Origin of the sequence: Nostoc sp. DedQUE04 (assembly GCF_034530995.1) — a bacterium.
In the GTDB taxonomy this organism is placed as follows: Bacteria; Cyanobacteriota; Cyanobacteriia; order Cyanobacteriales; family Nostocaceae; genus Nostoc.
The window spans coordinates 37203-57986 of the sequence record NZ_JAVRCA010000028.1 but is presented as its reverse complement, the minus strand read 5'-3'; the positions used below and the strand labels follow the sequence as shown (position 1 = coordinate 57986).

Sequence of the window (20784 nt, the reverse complement as noted above, 5' to 3'; positions counted from 1 at the left end):
CCGAAAGATAATTACAGTTTAGATTCAACATTCTGTCATTTGTTCAGATCCCCGACTTCTTGAAGAAGTCGGGGATCTTTTTGTGCAAAACCTTAACTTGTTTATAACTTTCCTTAAACATTGAACAACTATCTTTTGAAACAGTAAGTAACCAAAGTTAAGTTCATTTAATTGTCTGCACTAATTTGTGTAGACACCTAGCATTTTGTAGCCAAATACTACTTAGGTTTTTGTAGCCAAGAATTTTTGCTTGAGTTGAGTGTAATTCATCACTCAATCTATAGAGACACAATTGTTGCGATTAATTAATAGTAGCTCACAATACTTAAGGAGTAGTCGGCATGACTGATACAAATGGGAACGGTAGAAATGTCATTATTTTTGTTGCAGATGGATTGCGTAACGGTTCTGTAAACCCAATTGATACCCCGACTTTATATAGTATCCGTCAGCAGGGAGTTACTTTCGCCAATAGTCATTCGCTGTTTCCTACGTTCACCACCCCAAATGCTTCTGCGATCGCCACAGGGCATTATCTTGGTGATACAGGTGACTTTAGCAACACTATTTACACTGGTTTTCCTAGTGCTAATGCCAATGGTAGTGTCACCCCATTTATCGAAAATGATGCAGTTCTGGGAGATATCGATGAAAAATTTCCCGGTAACAACTTTTTAGATGAAGAGTCACTCTTAGCTTATGCGCGATCGCAGGGTTTCAACACAGCAGCAGTTGGTAAACTGGGGCCTGTTGCCATCCAAGATGTTACCCAAGTTAACCGAGAAGGTGGTACTACAGGTACTATTCCTACTCCCGATACAATTATTATTGATGACACTACAAATGGTGCGACACCGCCGACTACACCTGCTGGTTCACCTTCTGGCGTTCCACTCGATCCAGATATTGTTAGTCGGTTACAAGCTGCTGGTTTAGATGTAAAACCGACAACGCGAGTCCAACCAGCTGGTACCAACACAACTCCTGGCACCCTGAATGCCAATGTGGCTCAACAACAATACTTTGCAGATGCCACTACCAAAGTAATTTTACCTAAGTTTCAAGAAGATGGTAAACCATTCGCATTGGTTTACTGGTCAAGAGATCCCGATGGTAGTCAACACAACCAGGGTGATAGTTTAAATACCTTGACACCAGGTATCAATGGCCCTACTTCCAAAGCTGGGGTGAAAAACGCTGATGATAATTTAAAGCAACTTCTTGACTATCTCAAGAGTACAGGCTTAGACAAGACTACTGATGTCTTTGTTACTTCCGACCACGGTTTTTCTACCATCAGCAAACAAGCTATTGATAGCCAAGGGACAAAAACTACAAGTTATGCTGCCACCCAAACTTATGCAGGCGTAAATCCGGGATTTCTCCCAGCAGGCTTTGTGGCGATTGATTTGGCTCACGATCTCGGTCTACCCTTATACGATCCTAACCCTACAACTCTCCCCCCAGACCTCAACAAGATCCAGTATGCAACTGTTGATGCCACAAAAGGTCAACGTCCTATTTCTGGGAATGGTGTAATTGGTGGAACAGGTGAAGTAATTAATGGCCAACTTGACCCAGGTACAAAGATAGTTGTAGCTGCTAACGGTGGTTCAGACTTGATTTATCTGCCCAATGGCAATGCTGATTTAGCCAAACAGGTAGTGAATTTGCTCTCGCAAAAGGACTACATCAGTGGTATTTTTGTAGACGATGCCTATGGAACTATTCCAGGTGCTTTACCACTGAGTGCGATCGGGCTAAAAGGTGATGCTAAAACACCGGTTCCATCTATAGTTATCAACTTCAAAAGCTTTAGCAGCGACCCAAATAACCCAAACAACCCTCAAGCTCAGGTAGAAATTGCTGATACAACTTTGCAGCAAGGGCAGGGGATGCATGGCAGCTTTGGTCGAGGTGATACCTTCAATAATATGGAGGCTATTGGCCCTGATTTTAAACAAGGCTATGTGGACTATGCGCCCGTCAGTAATGCTGATGTAACGCCTACACTTGCTCGGATTCTGGGGTTAGAAATTCCCAGTAATGGCGATTTGAAAGGTCGTGCCATTACAGAAGCACTGGTGGGAGGCCCGGATATAGTTCCCTCCACGAAAGAAGTCTTGACTTCGGAAGAAACTACTAATGGTCAAGCAACAATTCTAGATTCTCAAAGTGTAGGCAATACTCAGTACTTTACAGCCGCAGGGTTTGATGGCCGTACTGTTGGACTAACAACACTAGACCTTCAATTTGATTCTACCAGTAGTGATGATGTTACCCTCAAGCAAAATCAAACCTTATTCACAGGTGATGGAGCAGATTTTGTAGAGGGTACTAAAGGTAACACAATCGTGACTGGAAGCGGTGATGACGCGGTGTTAGTTGGTAGTAACTCCTCAGTATCCACAGGGAACGGTAACGATCGAGTCTTGATTGGTGCAAATAGTCCTGCTAACAACACTAGTGCTGATGGTGGTGCTGGTAATGATGAAATTACCGTAGTTGAAGCCAATGGTAGTAATAATTTGTTTGGGGCAGCAGGTAATGATACTTTGACAGTAGTTGAAGGAACTCGTCAACTGTCCTTCGGAGGCTCAGGTAACGACACCCTCAACAGTAAAGGTAGCAATAACCGTCTCTACGGTGGTTCTGGGGATGACAAACTCTTCTCCAATGTAAATGATTCGCTGTTTGGTGGCGATAGTGATGATGTGTTATTTGCTGGACAAAGTGGTGGTAATAGCCTCACTGGTGGTGCTGGTGCTGACCAATTCTGGATTGCTAACGCCAGTCTGCCATCTAGTAAGAACATTGTGGCTGATTTTGCGATCGGTACTGATAAAATCGGCCTGGGCGGGATTGGTGTCACTCAATTTAGTGCTCTAACCCTATTGCAACAGGGTGCTGACACTATCGTAAAACTCGGAAATACAGAGTTGGCTTCATTACTACAAATTACCTCAACTAATCTGAGTGCAAATGACTTCGTTTTCTCTGCTAGTGTTGTGGCTTAGTCTGTTGGCCTAGTGCAGCACGGCAGAAATAACTATCAGTTAAAACAGCGGTTTTCAATTACATAGACTACAGCAAATAGTTGGTTATTGTGGGGTGGGTATTGTAATGCTCACCCTATTTTCGTTTCGCTGGAGTCCAACCACCTCGAAGAGTTTACATTACTTATCAGTTGCTAAAATCGCAGTATTCTTTGTTCCTCAAGGTATTAATTCTTCTTGTTATCTCAAAATAAACCTGCGTACAGTTAATATTCCCATTGCAAACATCCCTAAAGTTTTAATTTTCAATGAAGATGTACTGGAAATAACTGCGATTTGGAGGAAATAGGTCAGAATGAGAGAACTAAATCTTAGAGTCAGTGCCCTTTCACACAAATATTGTAGGATTGCGGCATAATTTTTTGTCAAATTAGTCTTTTGATATAAATTTAAAGCTAACAATATAACCATAAATTCTACGTGAAAACACTAATATTCAAATATATAAAAACGCTTTTCCACTATTTATTTTATCTGTTTATATAAATAGGTAAAATAAACATCTTATTTTAAATTTAAATACACTCAATTCCTTGTTACTCATTGATATAAATATTTTTGCTTTAAGTTAGAAATGAAATTAATAACTAATTCATTGGCTCAAAATAAAAATGAATTACTGATGACTAATGGTCAAGCTTCATCATCAGAAAAAAACTTAGAACGAGATAATTTAACATTACCTATTTTGAAAGAATCTGAAAAAAACCTACTAATAGAGTGGAATCATACTCAAACTGATTATCCTCAACAAGCGTCTATTCATCAGTTGTTTGAAGCACAAGTAGAGAAAACACCTGATGCTATAGCACTAATTTTTAATAATCAGCATCTCACTTATAGAGATTTGAATAATCGTGCTAATCAACTAGCAAGACATCTACGATCGCTAGGGGTAGGAACAGAAATTCTTGTAGGAATTTGCATAGAGCGCTCCTTAGAAATGGTTGTAGCACTCTTAGCTATCCTTAAAGCAGGTGGAGCTTATGTACCATTAGATCCAGGGTACCCACAAGAACGTTTAGCTTTCATGCTGTCAGATACTCAGGTATCTGTACTACTAACTCAAAAAGAACTAGTTACCAAATTACCTACTTACACAGCATTTGTAATTTGCCTAGATGCAGATTGGAACACAATCGCTCAAAATAGCAAAGATAACTTAAGCACTAGTGTCACTGCTGATAACTTGGCTTATGTTATGTATACATCAGGTTCTACAGGTACACCCAAAGGTGTTAGCGTTATCCATCGTGGTGTAGTTAGGTTAGTCAAAGAAACTAATTATGCTCAACTCACACCTGAAGAAGTAATTCTGCAACTTGCTCCTATTTCCTTCGATGCTTCTACTTTTGAAATTTGGGGTTGTTTACTTAATGGTGGGCGACTAGTAATTTACCCTCCTAATACACCATCTTTAGAAGAATTAGGGCAGATTATTCAGCAATACCAAGTTACTACTCTTTGGCTGACAGCCGGTTTATTTCACTTGATAGTAGATGAAAAAATTGATGCTTTAAAATCTTTGCGCCAACTTTTAGCCGGTGGTGATGTTTTATCTGTTCCCCATGTACAAAAGTTTCTCCAAACAGTAGATAACTGTCAACTAATTAATGGTTATGGGCCAACTGAGAATACAACTTTTACTTGCTGCCATCCGATAACAGCGCCACTACAACCAGATGTTTCGATTCCTATTGGTCGCCCAATCGCAAACACCCAAGTTTATATATTAGATAAAAACCTCCAACTAGTATCAATTGGAGAAGCTGGTGAATTGTACATTGGTGGTGATGGATTAGCTAGAGGCTATTTAAACCGCCCCGACTTGACTGCCGAAAAATTTATTTTTCACTCTTTTGATAGCGATTTAGCAACGCGCCTTTATAAAACTGGAGATTTAGCTCGTTATCTTCCAGATGGCAATATCGAGTTTTTAGGTCGTATTGACAATCAGGTAAAAATTCGCGGTTTCCGAATTGAACTGGGGGAAATTGAGCGAGAAATTGCACAACATCCTGATGTTCGGGAAATTGTCGTCTTAGCTCGTCAAGATGAAGCAGGTGAAAAACAGTTAACGGCTTATATTGTTCCTCACTATAACAGTGGATATACGCACAATAAATTACGTGGATTCTTACAACAGCGACTACCTAATTACATGGTGCCATCAGCATTTGTGATGTTAGAGTCACTGCCTTTGACTGCAAATGGCAAAGTAGATAGACATAAATTGCCAGCACCAAGTAGAGAACGTCCGCAACTGGAACAAGCCTACATTGCTCCACAAACCGATTTAGAACGTCTGCTTGCAGGTATTTTATCCGAACTGCTCAAAATCGATCGCGTCGGGATTGATGATAATTTCTTTGATTTGGGAGCAACTTCAATCTCAATTCTCCAAGTTGCTGCGCGAATAAAACAGGAACTTGGTATTGAACTACCTGCTGTGAAGCTATTTCAGTATTCAACAATTGGCTCTTTAGCAAAGTATTTGGATTCAAACCAGAACAGCCAACCGTCTTCTGACAAGCTGCAAAATCGCGCCCAACGCCAACAAGCAGCTCGTACTCGTCGCCGTAATCATCAACAAGGTGTTTAAGCAATGGTAAATATGCAAGCATCCGATAACCAAGATCCTAGTGATGGTGTTGCCATTATTGGCATGGTAGGAAGATTTCCTGGCGCTGGAAATGTCGATGAATTTTGGCGCAATCTGTGCGAGGGATTAGAATCAACGACTTTCTTTGAAGATGAAGAATTAGATCCTAGTATCGATCCGAACCTTTGCAAAGATCCTAGCTATGTAAAAGCTAGAGGGATAATTCCTGGGGGCGAAACCTTTGATGCCGCTTTCTTTGGCATTAATCCACTTGAAGCTGTGGTTATGGACCCACAAGCTAGAGTATTTCTAGAGTTGGTTTATGAAGCCCTAGAAAATGCTGGTTATGAATCAGAGTCTTTTGAGGGTTTGATAGGTTTATACGCTGGTTGTGGTCAAAATACTTATTTTGCTAACCATATTGCTGGTCGTATGGAAATTGTCGATCGCATCGGTGAATTCCAAACGATGTTAGCCAATGAAAAAGACTTTTTAACCACCCGTGCGGCTTACAAACTCAACCTCAAAGGCCCAGCCGTCAGCGTTAATACAGCCTGTTCCACTTCTTTGGTAGCAGTCATTCAGGCTTGTCAAGCCTTAACCAGCTATCAGTGCGATTTGGCTTTGTCTGGTGGTGTATCTATGACTACACCCCAAAACAGCGGTTATGTGGCACAAGAAGGCAGTATGCTCTCTGGAGATGGGCATTGCCGTCCTTTTGATGCCAGCGCTCAGGGCACAATGTTCAACAATGGCGCAGGAGTAGTTGTCCTCAAGCGTTTAGAAGATGCACTCCATGATGGCGATCGCATCTATGCTGTAATTCGAGGTTCTGGTATCAATAATGACGGCGCTGATAAGGTGAGCTTTACCGCTCCCAGCGTAGATGGACAAGCAGAGGCGATTGCAATGGCGCAAGCTTATGCTAACTTCCATCCAGAAACCATCTCTTATATTGAAGCTCACGGCACAGCTACACCTTTAGGCGACCCGATTGAAATTGAAGCGCTGACGCAAGCATTCCGAGTGCATACAGATGCTAAACAATTTTGTGCGATCGGCTCTCTTAAAAGCAATGTCGGACATTTAGTTGCGGCGGCTGGAGTAGCAGGGTTAATTAAAACCGCTCTTGCCCTGCATTATAAAAAGATCCCACCAAGTCTAAATTTTGAGGCTCCCAATCCCAAGATTGACCTTGCCAACAGCCCTTTCTATGTAAATACCAAACTAGCTGAATGGTCGGAGGGTGAAACTTTGCGACGAGCGGGTGTGAGTTCTTTTGGTGTCGGCGGGACTAATGCTCATATCGTGCTAGAAGAAGCGCCACAAATCCAAAGTTCAGGATTTTCTCGCCCACAACAGCTATTGTTGCTCTCGGCAAAAACTAGTCAAGCTTTAGAGGCTGCAACAGCAAATTTGCAGCAACATTTACAATATAATGCCGAAATTAACTTAGCTGATGTAGCTTATACTTTACAGCGCGGGCGCAAAGCTTTTAATTACCGACGTAGTATAGTTTGTCACGATATCACAGATGCGATCGCAGCCCTGCAATCTTTAGATCCAAATCAAGTAAATACCCGTCATACAGAAATCCGCAACCCAGCCGTCGTCTTCATGTTCCCCGGACAAGGATCGCAATATGTGAACATGGGACTGAATCTCTACAACCACGAACCTGTATTCCAGGAAGCTGTAGATGAATGTGCTGAAATGCTTAAGCCTTTGTTGGGCAAGGATTTACGAGAAATCATCTATCCAGCACCGAGCGAGCGCGAAACTGCGGCTATCTCATTGCGACAAACCTGCTTTACCCAACCAGCACTATTCGTCATTGAATACGCTTTAGCGCAACTATGGCAAAGTTGGGGAGTCAAGCCCCAAGCCATGATTGGTCACAGTATTGGCGAATTTGTCGCCGCCTGTATTGCAGGTGTATTCACCTTAGAAGATGCGCTGATGTTGGTGGCAACTCGCGGTCGCTTAATGTGGGAGTTACCCCCAGGGGCTATGCTCTCAGTGCGCTTACCAGCCAAAGAGGTAGAGCCGCGATTGAGTGCAGAACTAGCGATCGCTGCAATTAATGGCCCTTCCTTGTGTGTAGTTTCTGGCCCTACAGAGGCGATCGCATCTCTGCAAAAACAATTAGAAAGCGAAGAAGTTGTCTGTCGCCATTTACACACTTCCCACGCTTTCCATTCCCCAATGATGGATAGCATCATAGCCCCCTTTGCTGAGGTAGTTGGGAAAGTTAAATTATCACCTCCCCAAATTCCCTTTGTATCTACAGTTACCGCCGACTGGATTACAGCCCAGCAAGCAACCGATCCGATGTATTGGGCTACACATCTACGTCAGACTGTGCGGTTTGCAGAGGGCGTACAAACTCTATGGCAGCAGCCAGAACGCCTACTGTTAGAGGTGGGGCCGCGAATCACAACTACGACCTTAGCCCGCCAACAAGCAAAAGATATTAAACAACAGATTGCGATTCCTTCTTTGGGTGATAACGCCGAAAACGAAGCCGAATGGACGGCATTACTCAAGGCGGTAGGACAACTGTGGTTAGCAGGAGTATCTATTGACTGGAGCAACTTCTATCAAAGGGAAACGCGACAACGAATTCCTCTACCTACTTATCCCTTTGAACGCCAACGCTTCTGGATTGATCCTCCACCTCATCCCAATCGTGCAGCAACTCCCAAACTTCCAAATCCCCAATTATTAGAAAAGACCCAATTTATGACAACATCCCCTCAGCAAAAGCTTATTCCCCTGCTCAAAGAAATTATCGAAGAAACTTCAGGATTGGAAATTGCTAGTGTTGACGACTCGATCACATTTTTAGAAATGGGATTAGATTCCTTATCTCTGACACAAGTCGGGCTAGCGTTAAAGAAAAAATTTCAAGTCAAAGTAACACTTAGGCAGTTATTAGAAATTTACCCCAATTTAGGAACACTGGCTGATTTTATCAATTCAGCTTTGTCTCCCAAAACTTTATCCGCATTAGGATTAACAGAAACCGTTGCAGATATCATTCCAGAAGCCCCATTGCCAGAACCTGTAGCTGTAACCACATCACCCACCTTGGTAGTTCATGAAGTTCATACAAATGGATCAAATGGATCTGCACCTAAGATTTCCCTCCAACCTGCTGCATCTAGTAGCATCCTAGAAGGTGTGATTAATCAGCAGCTACAAATTATGAGCCAGCAATTGGCGCTATTGGGTAATAGCAGTCAATCTGTAACAGTCCCAGTTGTACCTGCGGCGATATCTCAAAATAATGGTAATGGTGTCAAGCCACAAAATGCTGTATCTGTCCCCCAAACCCAAACCAGCAAAGAATCAGCATCAGTAGAAACAGAGTCAAATGGTGCTAAAAAGGCATTTGGTGCGGCTGCTCGAATTGAAAAGACCCAGACTAAAACTCTGACAGCACAACAACGCACTCATCTAGACAAAATTATCCAAAGATATACAAAACGGACTCAAAAATCCAAAGAATATACTCAAACTCATCGCCCTTACTTAGCAGATCCAAGAACTGTTTCCGGGTTTAACCCGACGATGAAAGAGATGGTTTACCCCATCGTGGCGTCTCGTTCTTCAGGTTCTAAACTTTGGGATGTTGATGGCAATGAATATGTCGATTTAAGCAATGGCTTTGGCTTGAATTTGTTTGGTTGGTCGCCACCTTTCATTACTGAAGCAATTGAAGCACAACTGAAACTCGGCATGGAAATTGGCCCGCAAACTCCCTTAGTTGGAGAAGTGGCAAAGCTGATGTGTGAGTTGACCAACTTTGACCGAGCAGCTTTTTGCAACACAGGTTCAGAAGCGGTTCTGGGAGCGATGCGGATGGCACGTACCATCACAGGACGTAACTTAATCGCCATCTTTTCTGGAGCTTATCACGGTATTTTGGATGAAGTAATTGTTCGAGGTACAAAAAAACTCCGGTCAATTCCTGCTGCTCCTGGTATCCCACCCGAAATGGTAGAGAACATTTTGGTGGTGGACTATGATTCGCCTGAGTCTCTAGAAATCCTCAGAAGTCGGGCTGATGAGTTAGCAGCAGTGATGGTGGAATCTGTGCAAAGCCGTCGCCCTGAATACCAGCCTAAAGAATTCCTCCAGCAATTGCGTGATTTCACGGAAGAAGCTGGTATTGCCCTGATTTTTGATGAAATCGTTACCGGATTCAGAATTCATCCAGGTGGCGCTCAAGCACATTTCGGTATCAAAGCGGACATAGCAACCTACGGTAAGATTGTGGGCGGTGGGCTACCAATTGGAGTCATTGCTGGCAAATCACAATATATGGATGCTTTGGATGGTGGGTTTTGGCAGTTTGGCGATGACTCCGTTCCAGAGGTAGGCGTGACTTACTTCGCCGGCACTTTCGTCCGCCATCCTTTAGCACTAGCAGCCGCCAAAGCAGTACTTCAACATTTAAAACAGAGTGGCCCCAGCTTGCAGCAAAATCTCAATGCCAGAACCGATAAGTTTGTAGCGGAACTTATGGGCTATTTCCAGCAAGTCCAGGCTCCGTTTACAGCTTATAATTTCGGCTCCCTGTTCATGGTGAAGTCTTTACCAGAGTTTCCCTACGGAGATTTACTGTTTTACTTGCTGCGGGATAAGGGAGTGCATACTTGGGATCACCGTCCTTGCTTCTTGACAACAGCCCATTCCGAAGCCGATCTGGCTTTCGTAATGGCAGCCTTTAAAGAAAGTATTGCCGAAATGCAATCTGCTGGCTTCTTGTCTGCACCGCCTATAGAAGTAACAAACCGCGAAACCAATAACAGTTTACGTAATCGTCCTCCGCAACCTGATGCCAAATTAGGACGAGATCCCCAAGGAAACCCCGCTTGGTATATCCCCGATACCGAGCGTCCTGGGAAATATTTACAAGTCGCAAGTGTTTTCTGAAGTGCTTTAAAAAATCGAGTGTATAGAAAGTGTAGTAAGCGTCAGTAATTTTTGCAAATAGTAAATACTCATCCATCCAGGTTTTGTATGTCAGTTGATAATCTACTTGAACCGAGTTCTATTAAGTCCGATCTGAAAATTCCCGAACAAATCATTGAAACTGATGTTTCAAACTTCCGGGAAAACTTCAACTCTTCTCACTTCATGTTTTCGCACAACCTTGCAGGACATCCTTTATTTGAGATTCCCCGCTTAGTTGAGCTTGCAAATACCATGCTAAGTCAGGGTAGAACAAATAAAATCCAGTCTTATATCAGCAAAGTTCCTGTTGAGCAAAAGTGGAATCAGCGACCTGGAATCAAGCAAATTAACGAGGCGATCGCACATATTGGTGAATCGGATTCTTGGGTGATGCTTGAAGATGTTCAAGTAGACCCAGAATATGCTGCCTTGGTTAACCAGATTATAACTGAACTCGAAACTCTTACAGGTAAACCCCTTCGGAAGCAGATGACGTGGCTAGGTGCTTACATCTTTATTGGTTCCCCAAATTCTATTACACCTTACCATATCGATAGTGAGTTGAATTTCCTGTTTCAAATTCAGGGCGAGAAAGATATGAGCCTCTTCAATCAAAGCGATCGCTCTGTACTGAGCGAAGAGGAAATTGAAAAATTTTATGTAGGCGACCTGAACGTAGCAAATTATAAAGAGGAGAATCAAAGTAAAGCAAAGGTTTACCATTTGCAACCAGGCAAGGGACTCCATCATCCGATATTGGCACCCCATTGGGCTAAAAATGGTAATAATGTCTCTGTAGCTTTGAGTATCCTCTTTTATCTGCGACCTTACGATCTCAAAGCCAGAATATATCAAGTCAACAGCTACTTACGGAGACTGGGATTAAAACCCACTCCACCAGATAAATCTGCTTTGAAAGACCGGATCAAAATTTTTGCTCTGGGTCTTCTATCCGATCGCCGACCGAAAAGTAAATTTACGATCCTGCGCTCTGGTGTATTAAAACTAAAATCTATTGAGGGAAAGTTAAAACAATTTATCGACAAGATTGTGAAAAAAATCTAATTTTTCTCAAATGACTAATTATTAATTACCCTGAATATTGAATCGGTGTTCTATAGCAATTCTAAATCATTTGTGAAATTTTTTATTTTAGACATTTTGCGTAGCTTTTTTTATACAAAATAAGCGTTTATTACATCCTTCGTGTAGCCGAAATAAATTAACTACGCGTCTAATTTTAAAATCAATTTTCACAATTAAAATAGGATTGCTATAGGTAGAAACTAAAACCAAAAATCTCAATGTATAAACATATCAAATCGCTCACTTCTTTACGCGGTATTGCAGCCTTGGTTGTTGTTATACACCATTTTTCTTACTACGGTTTACCGAAAACAGGTTCAACTTTATCAGCCTATACTAATTTTTTTCAAAATGGATATTTATGGGTTGACTTTTTCTTTATTCTGAGTGGTTTTATCATGACTCACGTTTATGCAGAGACTTTTTGTTTAAAAGTCAGTTTAAAAAACTATCGTTCATATTTATTCTCGCGTTTTGCTAGAATTTATCCTCTACATATATTTATTATTTCTTTATTTGTTGGATTAGAGGCTGTAAAATTGCTTTTCCTAAACACTTCTGCTTTTACTGGTAAATTTAACTTAACTGCTCTTTTTTCCAATATTTTTCTTCTCCAAGCATTTGACATAAAGTGTCCACCTTTATTCTGGTGTAATACCTATTGGAATGAGCCAGCTTGGTCAATAAGTGTAGAGTTTTTTATTTACTGTCTATTTCCATTTTTATTATTAATTTTATTAAAAAATAAATCCACAAATGATTTGATAATTTATAGTTTTACTCTCTTTTGCATATTACTACTAATCACCTTTACCCGTGGCAATTTAGATACTATTATTGGCATACCTTCGCTAGCTAGATGTGGGCTAGAATGCATCCTTGGTATTGTAACTTACAAAATTTATCATAGAGGTGATTATAAAAAGTATTTTAATCTTAATTTCCTGGCAATTATAGCTATAACTTGGATAATTTTGATTATGCATTACTACTGGCATCATTTTCGTAATATTCATGATTGGCTAATTTTACCAGCTTTTTCTCTACTGATTTTAGCTGTATCTATCAACAACAAAAGTGTTATATCAAAGTTTCTAAATTCACAATTAATGCTATATATCGGGACTATCTCTTACTCAACTTATATGGTTCATTGGTTTATTCAAGAATTGTTAAAAATTTTCTGGTTTTATAAACTTCACGATGTTTTTGGCAAAGAATTCACAGAATATCAATCGTTGACATCTTTAGGAGTATTCCTTATGATTGTTTTATTGGCTGCATCATTGACATATAGATTTATAGAAGTCCCCGCGCGTAATTATTTAAAGTCTACAATCTTGGCTAAACAAGGTATTTAAAGTCAAGAATCTAAAAAAGATTGAGATTTATCCACATTCAATAAACTGAGAAAATAATAGAGTTTTATGACCTTATCACCTGTAGATTACCAATCGACATTAACTGCGGTTGATTTTGATCCATTTGCAGATGGAGAATTACTTCTAACCGCCCCCGCCACAGAATCACAAAAAGAAATTTGGGCTTCTGTGCAAATGGGCGATGCTGCTAATTGTGCTTATAATGAGTCTCAATCTCTGCGACTAAAAGGCGAACTTGATGTCAAACTTTTCCAATCTGCGGTGGAAAAGTTAGTACAACGTCATGAAGCACTACGGACAACTTTTAGCACCGATGGCAATACACTCTGCATTGTTGCTTCTCGGCAAATTGAAATTCCTATTATTGAACTGTCTAACGTAGAATCACAGGAACAACAGGAAAAATTAGCTAGTATCTTGCGACAAGAGGTAGAGCAACCTTTTGATTTGGAACATGGCCCTCTATTTCGGGCAAAAATTGTCAAATTGCAGCCGCAGGAGCATCTAGCTATTTTGACAGCCCATCATATTATTTGTGATGGTTGGTCTTGGGCGGTGCTGATGCCAGATTTGGGTAAACTTTATTCTGGCTTGCAACAGGGTATTGTTCCTGAATTAGAAGAACCAGACTACTTAAGTGAATATGCGATTTTGCAGGAAGAAGAGGCGGATAGTCCAGAAGCGATCGCCACAGAAAAATACTGGTTACAACAATTCGCTGACTCTGTACCTGTACTCGATTTCCCTAGCGATCGCCCCCGTCCCCCACTCAGAACCTTTAACGCCGCCCGCGAAGATTGGCATTTAAATTCCGAATTAGTTGCCAACCTGAAACAACTAGGAACAAAACTCGGTTGTAGCTTTATGACTACGATCCTGGGAGGATTCGAGGTCTGGCTGCACCGTCTAACAGGACAAAACGATTTAGTTGTAGGTATTCCAGCCGCCGGACAAGCTGCTTTAGGGCAATATAATCTTGTAGGTCACTGTGTAAATTTACTACCCTTGCGTAGCCAGATTAATGGCGAAAAATCGTTCAGCGATTACTTGCAAACGCGGCGATCGGCTGTCTTAGATGCTTACGATCATCAACAATTTACTTTTGGTAGTCTGGTAAAAAAATTAGTATTGCCACGGGATTCTAGCCGCATTCCCTTAGTACCAATTATATTTAATGTCGACCAAGCTTTAGACAGCGATCGACTTCCCTTTATCGATTTAGAGGTAGAATTTTTCTCCAATCCCCGTGCATTCGAGAATTTTGAACTGTTTATCAATGCTACGGAATCGCATGGTGAACTTATTCTGGAATGCCAGTACAACACTAATTTATTTGACGCTGATACTATCCGCCGCCGGATGGCAGAGTTTGAAACTTTGTTATTTGGTATAGTTGCTAACCCTAATCAAATTATTGCTAAATTGCCAATTTTGCCAGCAGTTGAGCAACAGTTATTAGCAACATGGAACAATACTCAAACAGCTTATCCCCAAGATATCTGCATTCACCAGCTGTTTGAAGCTCAAGTCGAGAAGACTCCAGATGCGATCGCTGTAGTTTTTGAAAATGAACAAATTAGCTACCGCCAACTGAATCAGCGAGCCAATCAGCTAGCCCATTATCTCCAAAGCTTAGGAGTCGGATCAGAAGTTCTGGTTGGTCTGTGTGTCGAGCGCAGCTTGGAAATGGTTGTAGGAGTTTTAGGCATTCTCAAAGCCGGAGGAGCATACGTACCATTAGATTATGCTTATCCTCAAGAACGTTTAGCTTTCATGCTGCAAGATGCTCAGGTGTCAGTGCTACTAACGCAAGAGAAGCTAAAGTCGGGGCTACCAAACCATCAAGCAGAGATTGTTTGCCTTGATAGCAACTGGCAATCTATAAATTATGGGTTAGATAGCCCAACACATAACGTCACTTCCAATAACTTAGCCTACGTCATCTATACATCTGGCTCGACAGGTCAACCGAAAGGCGTTCAAATTCAACATCAGAGTGCTGTTAATCTTCTGAATGCGATCGCTCAAGAACCCGGTTTAATTGCTGAAGATACTCTCCTCTCTGTTACTAGCCTATCCTTTGATATTGCCGTTTCAGAAATTTTTCTACCCCTGTCTGTAGGTGCGAAGTTGGTATTGGTAAGCCGTGAAGTTGCGGCTGACGGGACACAACTGTTAAAAGCGCTAACCACCTCCGGGGCAACCTTTATGCAACCGACACCAGTTACTTGGCGGCTACTACTGGCAGCCGGATGGCAAGGTAGTCCTCAACTCAAGATGATTTCCACAGGTGAAGCCTTACCTAAAGACCTCGCCAATCAATTATTACCGAAGGGAGCTTGTCTGTGGAACCTTTACGGGCCAACAGAAACAACGATTTGGTCAACAGGCTACAAGGTGACAACGGCAAATAAAGCAATAGGCATTGGTTGCCCTCTAGCTAATACCCAAATCTACATTTTAGACTCCCATTTACAACCCGTTCCCATTGGTATATCAGGTGAGTTGTATATTGGTGGCGAAGGATTAGCAAGGGGATATCTAAATCGTCCCGAACTGACTGCTGAAAGATTTATTTCTAATCCCTTCAGTTCAAATCCTGAATCGCGCTTATACAAAACTGGGGATTTGGCTCGCTATTTACCAGATGGACATATTGAATACTTGGGTCGTATCGACTATCAGGTAAAAGTGCGTGGTTTCCGCATAGAATTGGGTGAAATTGAAACCGCACTCCTACAACATCCAGGAGTAAAAGAAGCTCTTGTAATTGTTCGAGAAGACATTTCTAATGAGACTAGTTTAGTCGGTTATATTGTTGCCGAAACTGGTCAAGATAGCTTGGAAGTAATTTCGCAATTGCGTCGATTATTGAAACAACAACTTCCTGACTTTATGGTGCCAACAATCTTTATGGCACTAGAAGCGATGCCGTTAACCCCCAATGGCAAAGTCGATCGCAAGGCATTGCCACAGCCTGATGCTTCCCGCCCGGAACTGGAGGCAAATTATGTAGCGCCTCGCACTCCCATTGAACAGCAGATTGCAGATATCTGGGCACAAGTTCTTAATGTCAAGCAGGTTGGGATTAACGACAACTTTTTTGAATTAGGTGGATATTCTCTACTAGGAATTCAAGTGGTTTCTCGAGTTCGCCAAGCTTTGCAAGCAGAAATTTTGATGTCCAATTTATTTGAATTACCAACGGTAGCGGATTTGGCTGAACGAGTAGAAACTCTGCGTTGGGCAACCCAAGGTGTTCAGGCTGCTGAGAGTGAAACAGCTGATGATTACGAGGAAGGTGAGCTATGAAAACATTAGATGAACTACTATCTGAGCTGCGTCAGCGCGATGTCAAACTTTGGCTAGAGGGCGAACGCTTACGCTATCGGGCGGCAAAAGATAGTCTCACACCAGAATTGCTAACCGAGTTAAAAACTCAAAAAGCCGAAATCATCAACTTTCTCCGACAAATTAACACAGCCGCCAGTTCACAAATTCCCCCAATTGTCGCTTGTGAACGGAATGGCAACTTGCCGCTTTCCTTTGGTCAGCAACGGATATGGTTCCTCCATCAGTTTGAACCTGATAGTTCCTCAAATAATATGCCAGTTGTCGTGCGTTTTACGGGGAACCTTAATGTTGCTGTCTTAGAGGAAAGTTTAAGAGAAGTCGTCCGTCGCCATGAAGTTCTGCGGACAACTTTTCCAGCAGTGAATGGAAAGCCCACTCAAGTCATCGCCACCGATGTTTCCTTGACATTGCCAATAATTGACTTGCGGCAAGTACCAGATGAACAACGAGAAGCGGAAGCTCATCTACTGGCAACTAAAGAAGCTCATCAACCTTTTGATTTAGGCAATGGGCCAATTTTGCGGGTGTTACTGCTGCGATTAAGCGATCGCGAACATCTGCTAATTTGGAATATGCACTGCATAGTTTGTGATGGTGCTTCATCCGATCTGTTCTATCAAGACCTGATTACCATCTATAAAGCATTATCAGCAGGTCAGGTTTCTCCTTTAACTCCCTTACCAGTACAGTATGCTGATTTTACCAATTGGCAATATCAATGGCTCCAGGGAGAGGTTTTAGAGTCACAGGTAAATTACTGGAAGCAAAAGCTAGAAGGCAATTTACCCATCATTGAGTTACCTTACGATCGCCCCCGTCCTCAAGGAGTGCAAACCTATCGAGGCGATCGCGCGGCCCTGCTGCTATCAAAGGCGCTGAACCATACTCTGACAGACCTGAGTCAAAAATGGGGTGTCACCCTGTTCATGACTCTACTGGCAGCATTTGAGCTATTGCTCTACCGTTATTCTGGACAAGAAGACCTACTAATTAACTTTGCAAGTGCAGGTCGAGGACAAGTTGAAACCGAGGGGCTGATTGGATTTTTTTCTAATACTCTTGTACTGCGAAGTAACTTTGCAGGCAACCCAACTTTCCGAGAATTATTAGACCGAGTGCGTAAGGATTGCTTAGAGGCTTATACCCATCAAGACCTACCCTTTGAAAAGCTAATTGAAGAACTTAAACCAGAACAGCGAAGTCGCAATAGTTCGCCCCTGTTCCAGGTAAAATTCTCCCTCAATCCTCCTTGGTCGAATGGTCGTGGCATGGCATCAGTGCAACTACCTGATTTGACTATCACTTCTTTATTTGGCTACATCTATCATGGCAAGACCAAATACGATCTGACATTGGTCTTGCGAGAACAGGATAATGGTCTAGGCATGGTATTTGATTACAATGCCGAGATGTTTGATGCCAGTACCATAGAGCGGATGTTGGGACACTTCAAAACTTTACTCGAAGGTATTGTTGCTAATCCCGATCGCCCGATTGCTGAATTACCCCTGTTGACAGCGCCTGAACAACATCAATTGTTAGTTGAGTGGAATAGCAAACAAGCTGATTATCCCCAGCATACTTGTATCCATAAGTGGTTTGAAACTCAAGCTAAAAGAACTCCAAATAATATTGCAGTCAGTTTTAAAAATCAGCAATTAACTTATCAAGAACTTAACCAACGGGCAAATCAACTAGCCTACTATTTGCAAACTCTAGGCGTAGAATCAGGGGTACTCATCGGTCTTTATCTAGAGCCTTCCCTGGAGATGATTGTGGGGCTGTTGGGTATTTTGAAAGTCGGTGGAACTTACGTACCGATCGCTCCAACATCTGGGCAAGATGGTCTGACTGTCATTTTAGAAGATGCCCAAATATCTTTGGTGTTAACCCAAAGCTCATTAGTTAAGAAGCTCTCTGAGCATCAAGCACAAGCTATCTGTTTGGATAGTGATTGGGAAGTGATTGCTGTACACGTAACTGAAAATCCAGAAAGTTATGGCACAGATCGGACTCTCGCCTGTGTAATGTATGTGTCCGGCTGCAATGGAAAACCCAACGGTATAGCTATTACCCACGATAATCTTGTCACCCACAGTTTGGCAATTAGCGAAACTTGGGAGTTGACTCAGAGCGATCGCCTACTACTCATACCTAGTATCAGCTACGATACTTTCATTGAATCACTTTTTCCCAGTTGGATTACTGGTGCTACCACAATTCTCCAGCCTCAAGAGCTACAAAACTCGACGACGCAGTTTTTCCCATTTATTGCTCAACAACAGATTAGCGTTGTCAATTTACCTACTGCTTTTTGGTATGAGTTAATTAAAAAGCCATCTGTATTTCCCCAAACTTTGCCAGCCAGCTTGCGCTTAGTTATGGTTGGTGGTGAAAAAGTCTCACGCCATGCTTATCTAACTTGGGTAGAAAAAGTTGGCAAGCAAGTACGCTGGCTGAATGCTTATGGAGCGCTAGAAACAACTTTAACAGCCACGGTTTACGATCCGGAAACTGCCACCGAAGCCAGTAACACTAGGTCAGAAATTCCCATAGGAAAAGCGATCGCCAATACTCAAATCTACATCCTCGATCGGCGATCGCAACTCCTCCCTATTGGTGTAACTGGTGAAATCTACATCAGCGGTATCGGTGTTACCCAAGGCTACTTTAATCGTCCTGAATTAACATCTGAGAAATTTATCCCCAATCCCTTTAGCAGCGAATCTGGAGCATACCTTTACAGAACTGGTGACTTAGGACGCTACTTAAGTAACGGCAACATTGAGTTTTTAGGGCGCTTAGACAATCAGGTAAAAATTCGCGGCTTTCGCATTGAGTTAGCTGAAATTGAAACAATTTTGGATCAATATCCAGGCGTACAAAAAACTGTAGTGATTGCTAAAGAAGATGTTCTTGGGGATAAAATTTTAGTTGCTTATGTTGTCCCCAAACAAGGAGAGACTTTTGGGAGTGAGCAACTGCTGAGTTTTCTCCAGCAAAAGTTACCTGAACATTTGTTGCCTTCTGCCTTTTTCATAGTTGATTCTCTGCCATTGAATGCTAATAACCAAGTCAATCGCAAAGCCTTATCTGCGCTGAATCTAACTAATTCTAAAATAGAAAAAATATTTGCCACAGCAGAAGATCCATTACAACTTCAGTTAACCAAAATTTGGGAAAACCTTTTAGGTATTCATCCCATTGGCATAAAAGACAACTTTTTTGATTTGGGTGGAAACTCACTACTTGCAGTACACCTGTTTTCTCAGATTGAAAAGACATTTGAACTAAATCTGCCCTTAGCTATTCTCTTGCAATATTCAACCATTGAGCAATTAACTAATTTTATTCGCCAGCAAGGGTTTTTGCCAGAAAGCCATAATCAGGTTGAGAGTAGTACTAGTAACAACTCAGAAAAATCGATGCCTTGGTCATCACTAGTACCAATGCAGCCCAACGGTTCTAAGCCACCTCTGTTTTGCATCCATGCAATTGGTTTAAGTGTTCTCTATTATCGAGATTTATCACTTCATTTAGGTGAAAATCAGCCATTTTATGCACTACAAGCACGAGGATTAAACGGCAAAGAAGCTCCCTTTACCAAGCTTGCACAAATGGCGGCTCATTACATCAAAGAAATACAAACTATTCAACCTGAAGGCCCTTATTTTTTGGGTGGCTCCTCCTTTGGCGGACTAGTAGCTTGGGAAATGGCTCAACAACTCGTAAAACAAGGTCAAAAAGTAGCTTTGTTAGCTTTATTTGATACCACTGGCCCAAATTATATTAAACAAGCGCCATTAGAAAAGCGAGTTTCTCAGCATTGGGACAACCTGACAAAACTTGGGACTAATTACGTACTTGAGCAAATAAGGAATAAAAGTTCTTGGCTGAAGTATAAACTTCAAGAGAAGTTCCGAAAATTTATCTTTAAATTTTCCTTAAGAATCTGGCGGACTGTACCTTATAACTACCGGAAATTAACAATCGAAGAGGCCAATAAACAGGCAGCCAGAGAATACGTTCTAAAAGCTTATCCAGGTCGAGTCACTGTATTCCGAGCAGATGAGCGCAATGCATTGGAAAAACGGGAGGTTGACCCCAAAATGGGTTGGAGTGAAATGGTCTTAGGAGATTTGGATATTCAAAATGTCCCAGGAAACCACGACTCTATTTTTAGAGAACCCCATGCCCGAACTCTAGCTGAAAAGATGAGGGCTTGTATAGATCGAGCTATTGTAGACATCTAAAATTCATCTAATTTGCAGAAATAGTTATAACTTTCAACCTCATCTCGCTTCCGGGATGGGGTTGTTTTATTTGTGGGGAATAACTTTAA

At 41.8% G+C, this 20784-nt stretch carries 7 protein-coding genes; all 7 read left to right on the top strand.

The window, feature by feature from the left end; genetic code table 11:
* Nucleotides 1-341: 341 nt before the first annotated feature.
* Nucleotides 342-3017: an alkaline phosphatase family protein gene (locus RM049_RS19930; protein WP_322705379.1), complete on the top strand. Its 2676-nt coding sequence runs from the start codon at nucleotides 342-344 to the stop codon at nucleotides 3015-3017.
* Between the two features lie 613 nt (nucleotides 3018-3630).
* Nucleotides 3631-5658, top strand: coding sequence for a non-ribosomal peptide synthetase (locus RM049_RS19925; RefSeq protein WP_322705378.1), 2028 nt, complete (start codon nucleotides 3631-3633; stop codon nucleotides 5656-5658).
* A gap of 3 nt (nucleotides 5659-5661) precedes the next feature.
* Nucleotides 5662-10599, top strand: coding sequence for an aminotransferase class III-fold pyridoxal phosphate-dependent enzyme (locus RM049_RS19920; protein WP_322705377.1), 4938 nt, complete (start codon nucleotides 5662-5664; stop codon nucleotides 10597-10599).
* An 87-nt stretch (nucleotides 10600-10686) separates the two neighbouring features.
* Nucleotides 10687-11685, top strand: a complete 999-nt coding sequence (locus tag RM049_RS19915; protein ID WP_322705376.1) for a cupin-like domain-containing protein — start codon at nucleotides 10687-10689, stop codon at nucleotides 11683-11685.
* Nucleotides 11686-11924: 239 nt separating this feature from the next.
* Nucleotides 11925-13067, top strand: coding sequence for an acyltransferase (locus tag RM049_RS19910; protein WP_322705375.1), 1143 nt, complete (start codon nucleotides 11925-11927; stop codon nucleotides 13065-13067).
* Nucleotides 13068-13133: 66 nt separating this feature from the next.
* On the top strand, nucleotides 13134-16400 hold the full coding sequence (locus RM049_RS19905) for an amino acid adenylation domain-containing protein (protein WP_322705374.1): 3267 nt from the start codon (nucleotides 13134-13136) through the stop codon (nucleotides 16398-16400).
* Nucleotides 16397-20695 (top strand): amino acid adenylation domain-containing protein, encoded by a 4299-nt coding sequence (locus RM049_RS19900; RefSeq protein WP_322705373.1) that lies wholly within the window; start codon nucleotides 16397-16399, stop codon nucleotides 20693-20695. Before RM049_RS19905 ends, RM049_RS19900 begins: the two co-directional genes overlap by 4 nt.
* Nucleotides 20696-20784 lie beyond the last annotated feature (89 nt).

What these genes read in the sequence shown, in the direction of transcription:
- RM049_RS19915 (WP_322705376.1), top strand. Translation starts at nt 10,687, where the DNA reads ATGTCAGTTGATAATCTACTTGAACCGAGTTCTATTAAGTCCGATCTG.
- RM049_RS19925 (WP_322705378.1), top strand. Translation starts at nt 3,631, where the DNA reads ATGAAATTAATAACTAATTCATTGGCTCAAAATAAAAATGAATTACTG.
- RM049_RS19905 (WP_322705374.1), top strand. Translation starts at nt 13,134, where the DNA reads ATGACCTTATCACCTGTAGATTACCAATCGACATTAACTGCGGTTGAT.
- RM049_RS19930 (WP_322705379.1), top strand. Translation starts at nt 342, where the DNA reads ATGACTGATACAAATGGGAACGGTAGAAATGTCATTATTTTTGTTGCA.
- RM049_RS19920 (WP_322705377.1), top strand. Translation starts at nt 5,662, where the DNA reads ATGGTAAATATGCAAGCATCCGATAACCAAGATCCTAGTGATGGTGTT.
- RM049_RS19900 (WP_322705373.1), top strand. Translation starts at nt 16,397, where the DNA reads ATGAAAACATTAGATGAACTACTATCTGAGCTGCGTCAGCGCGATGTC.
- RM049_RS19910 (WP_322705375.1), top strand. Translation starts at nt 11,925, where the DNA reads ATGTATAAACATATCAAATCGCTCACTTCTTTACGCGGTATTGCAGCC.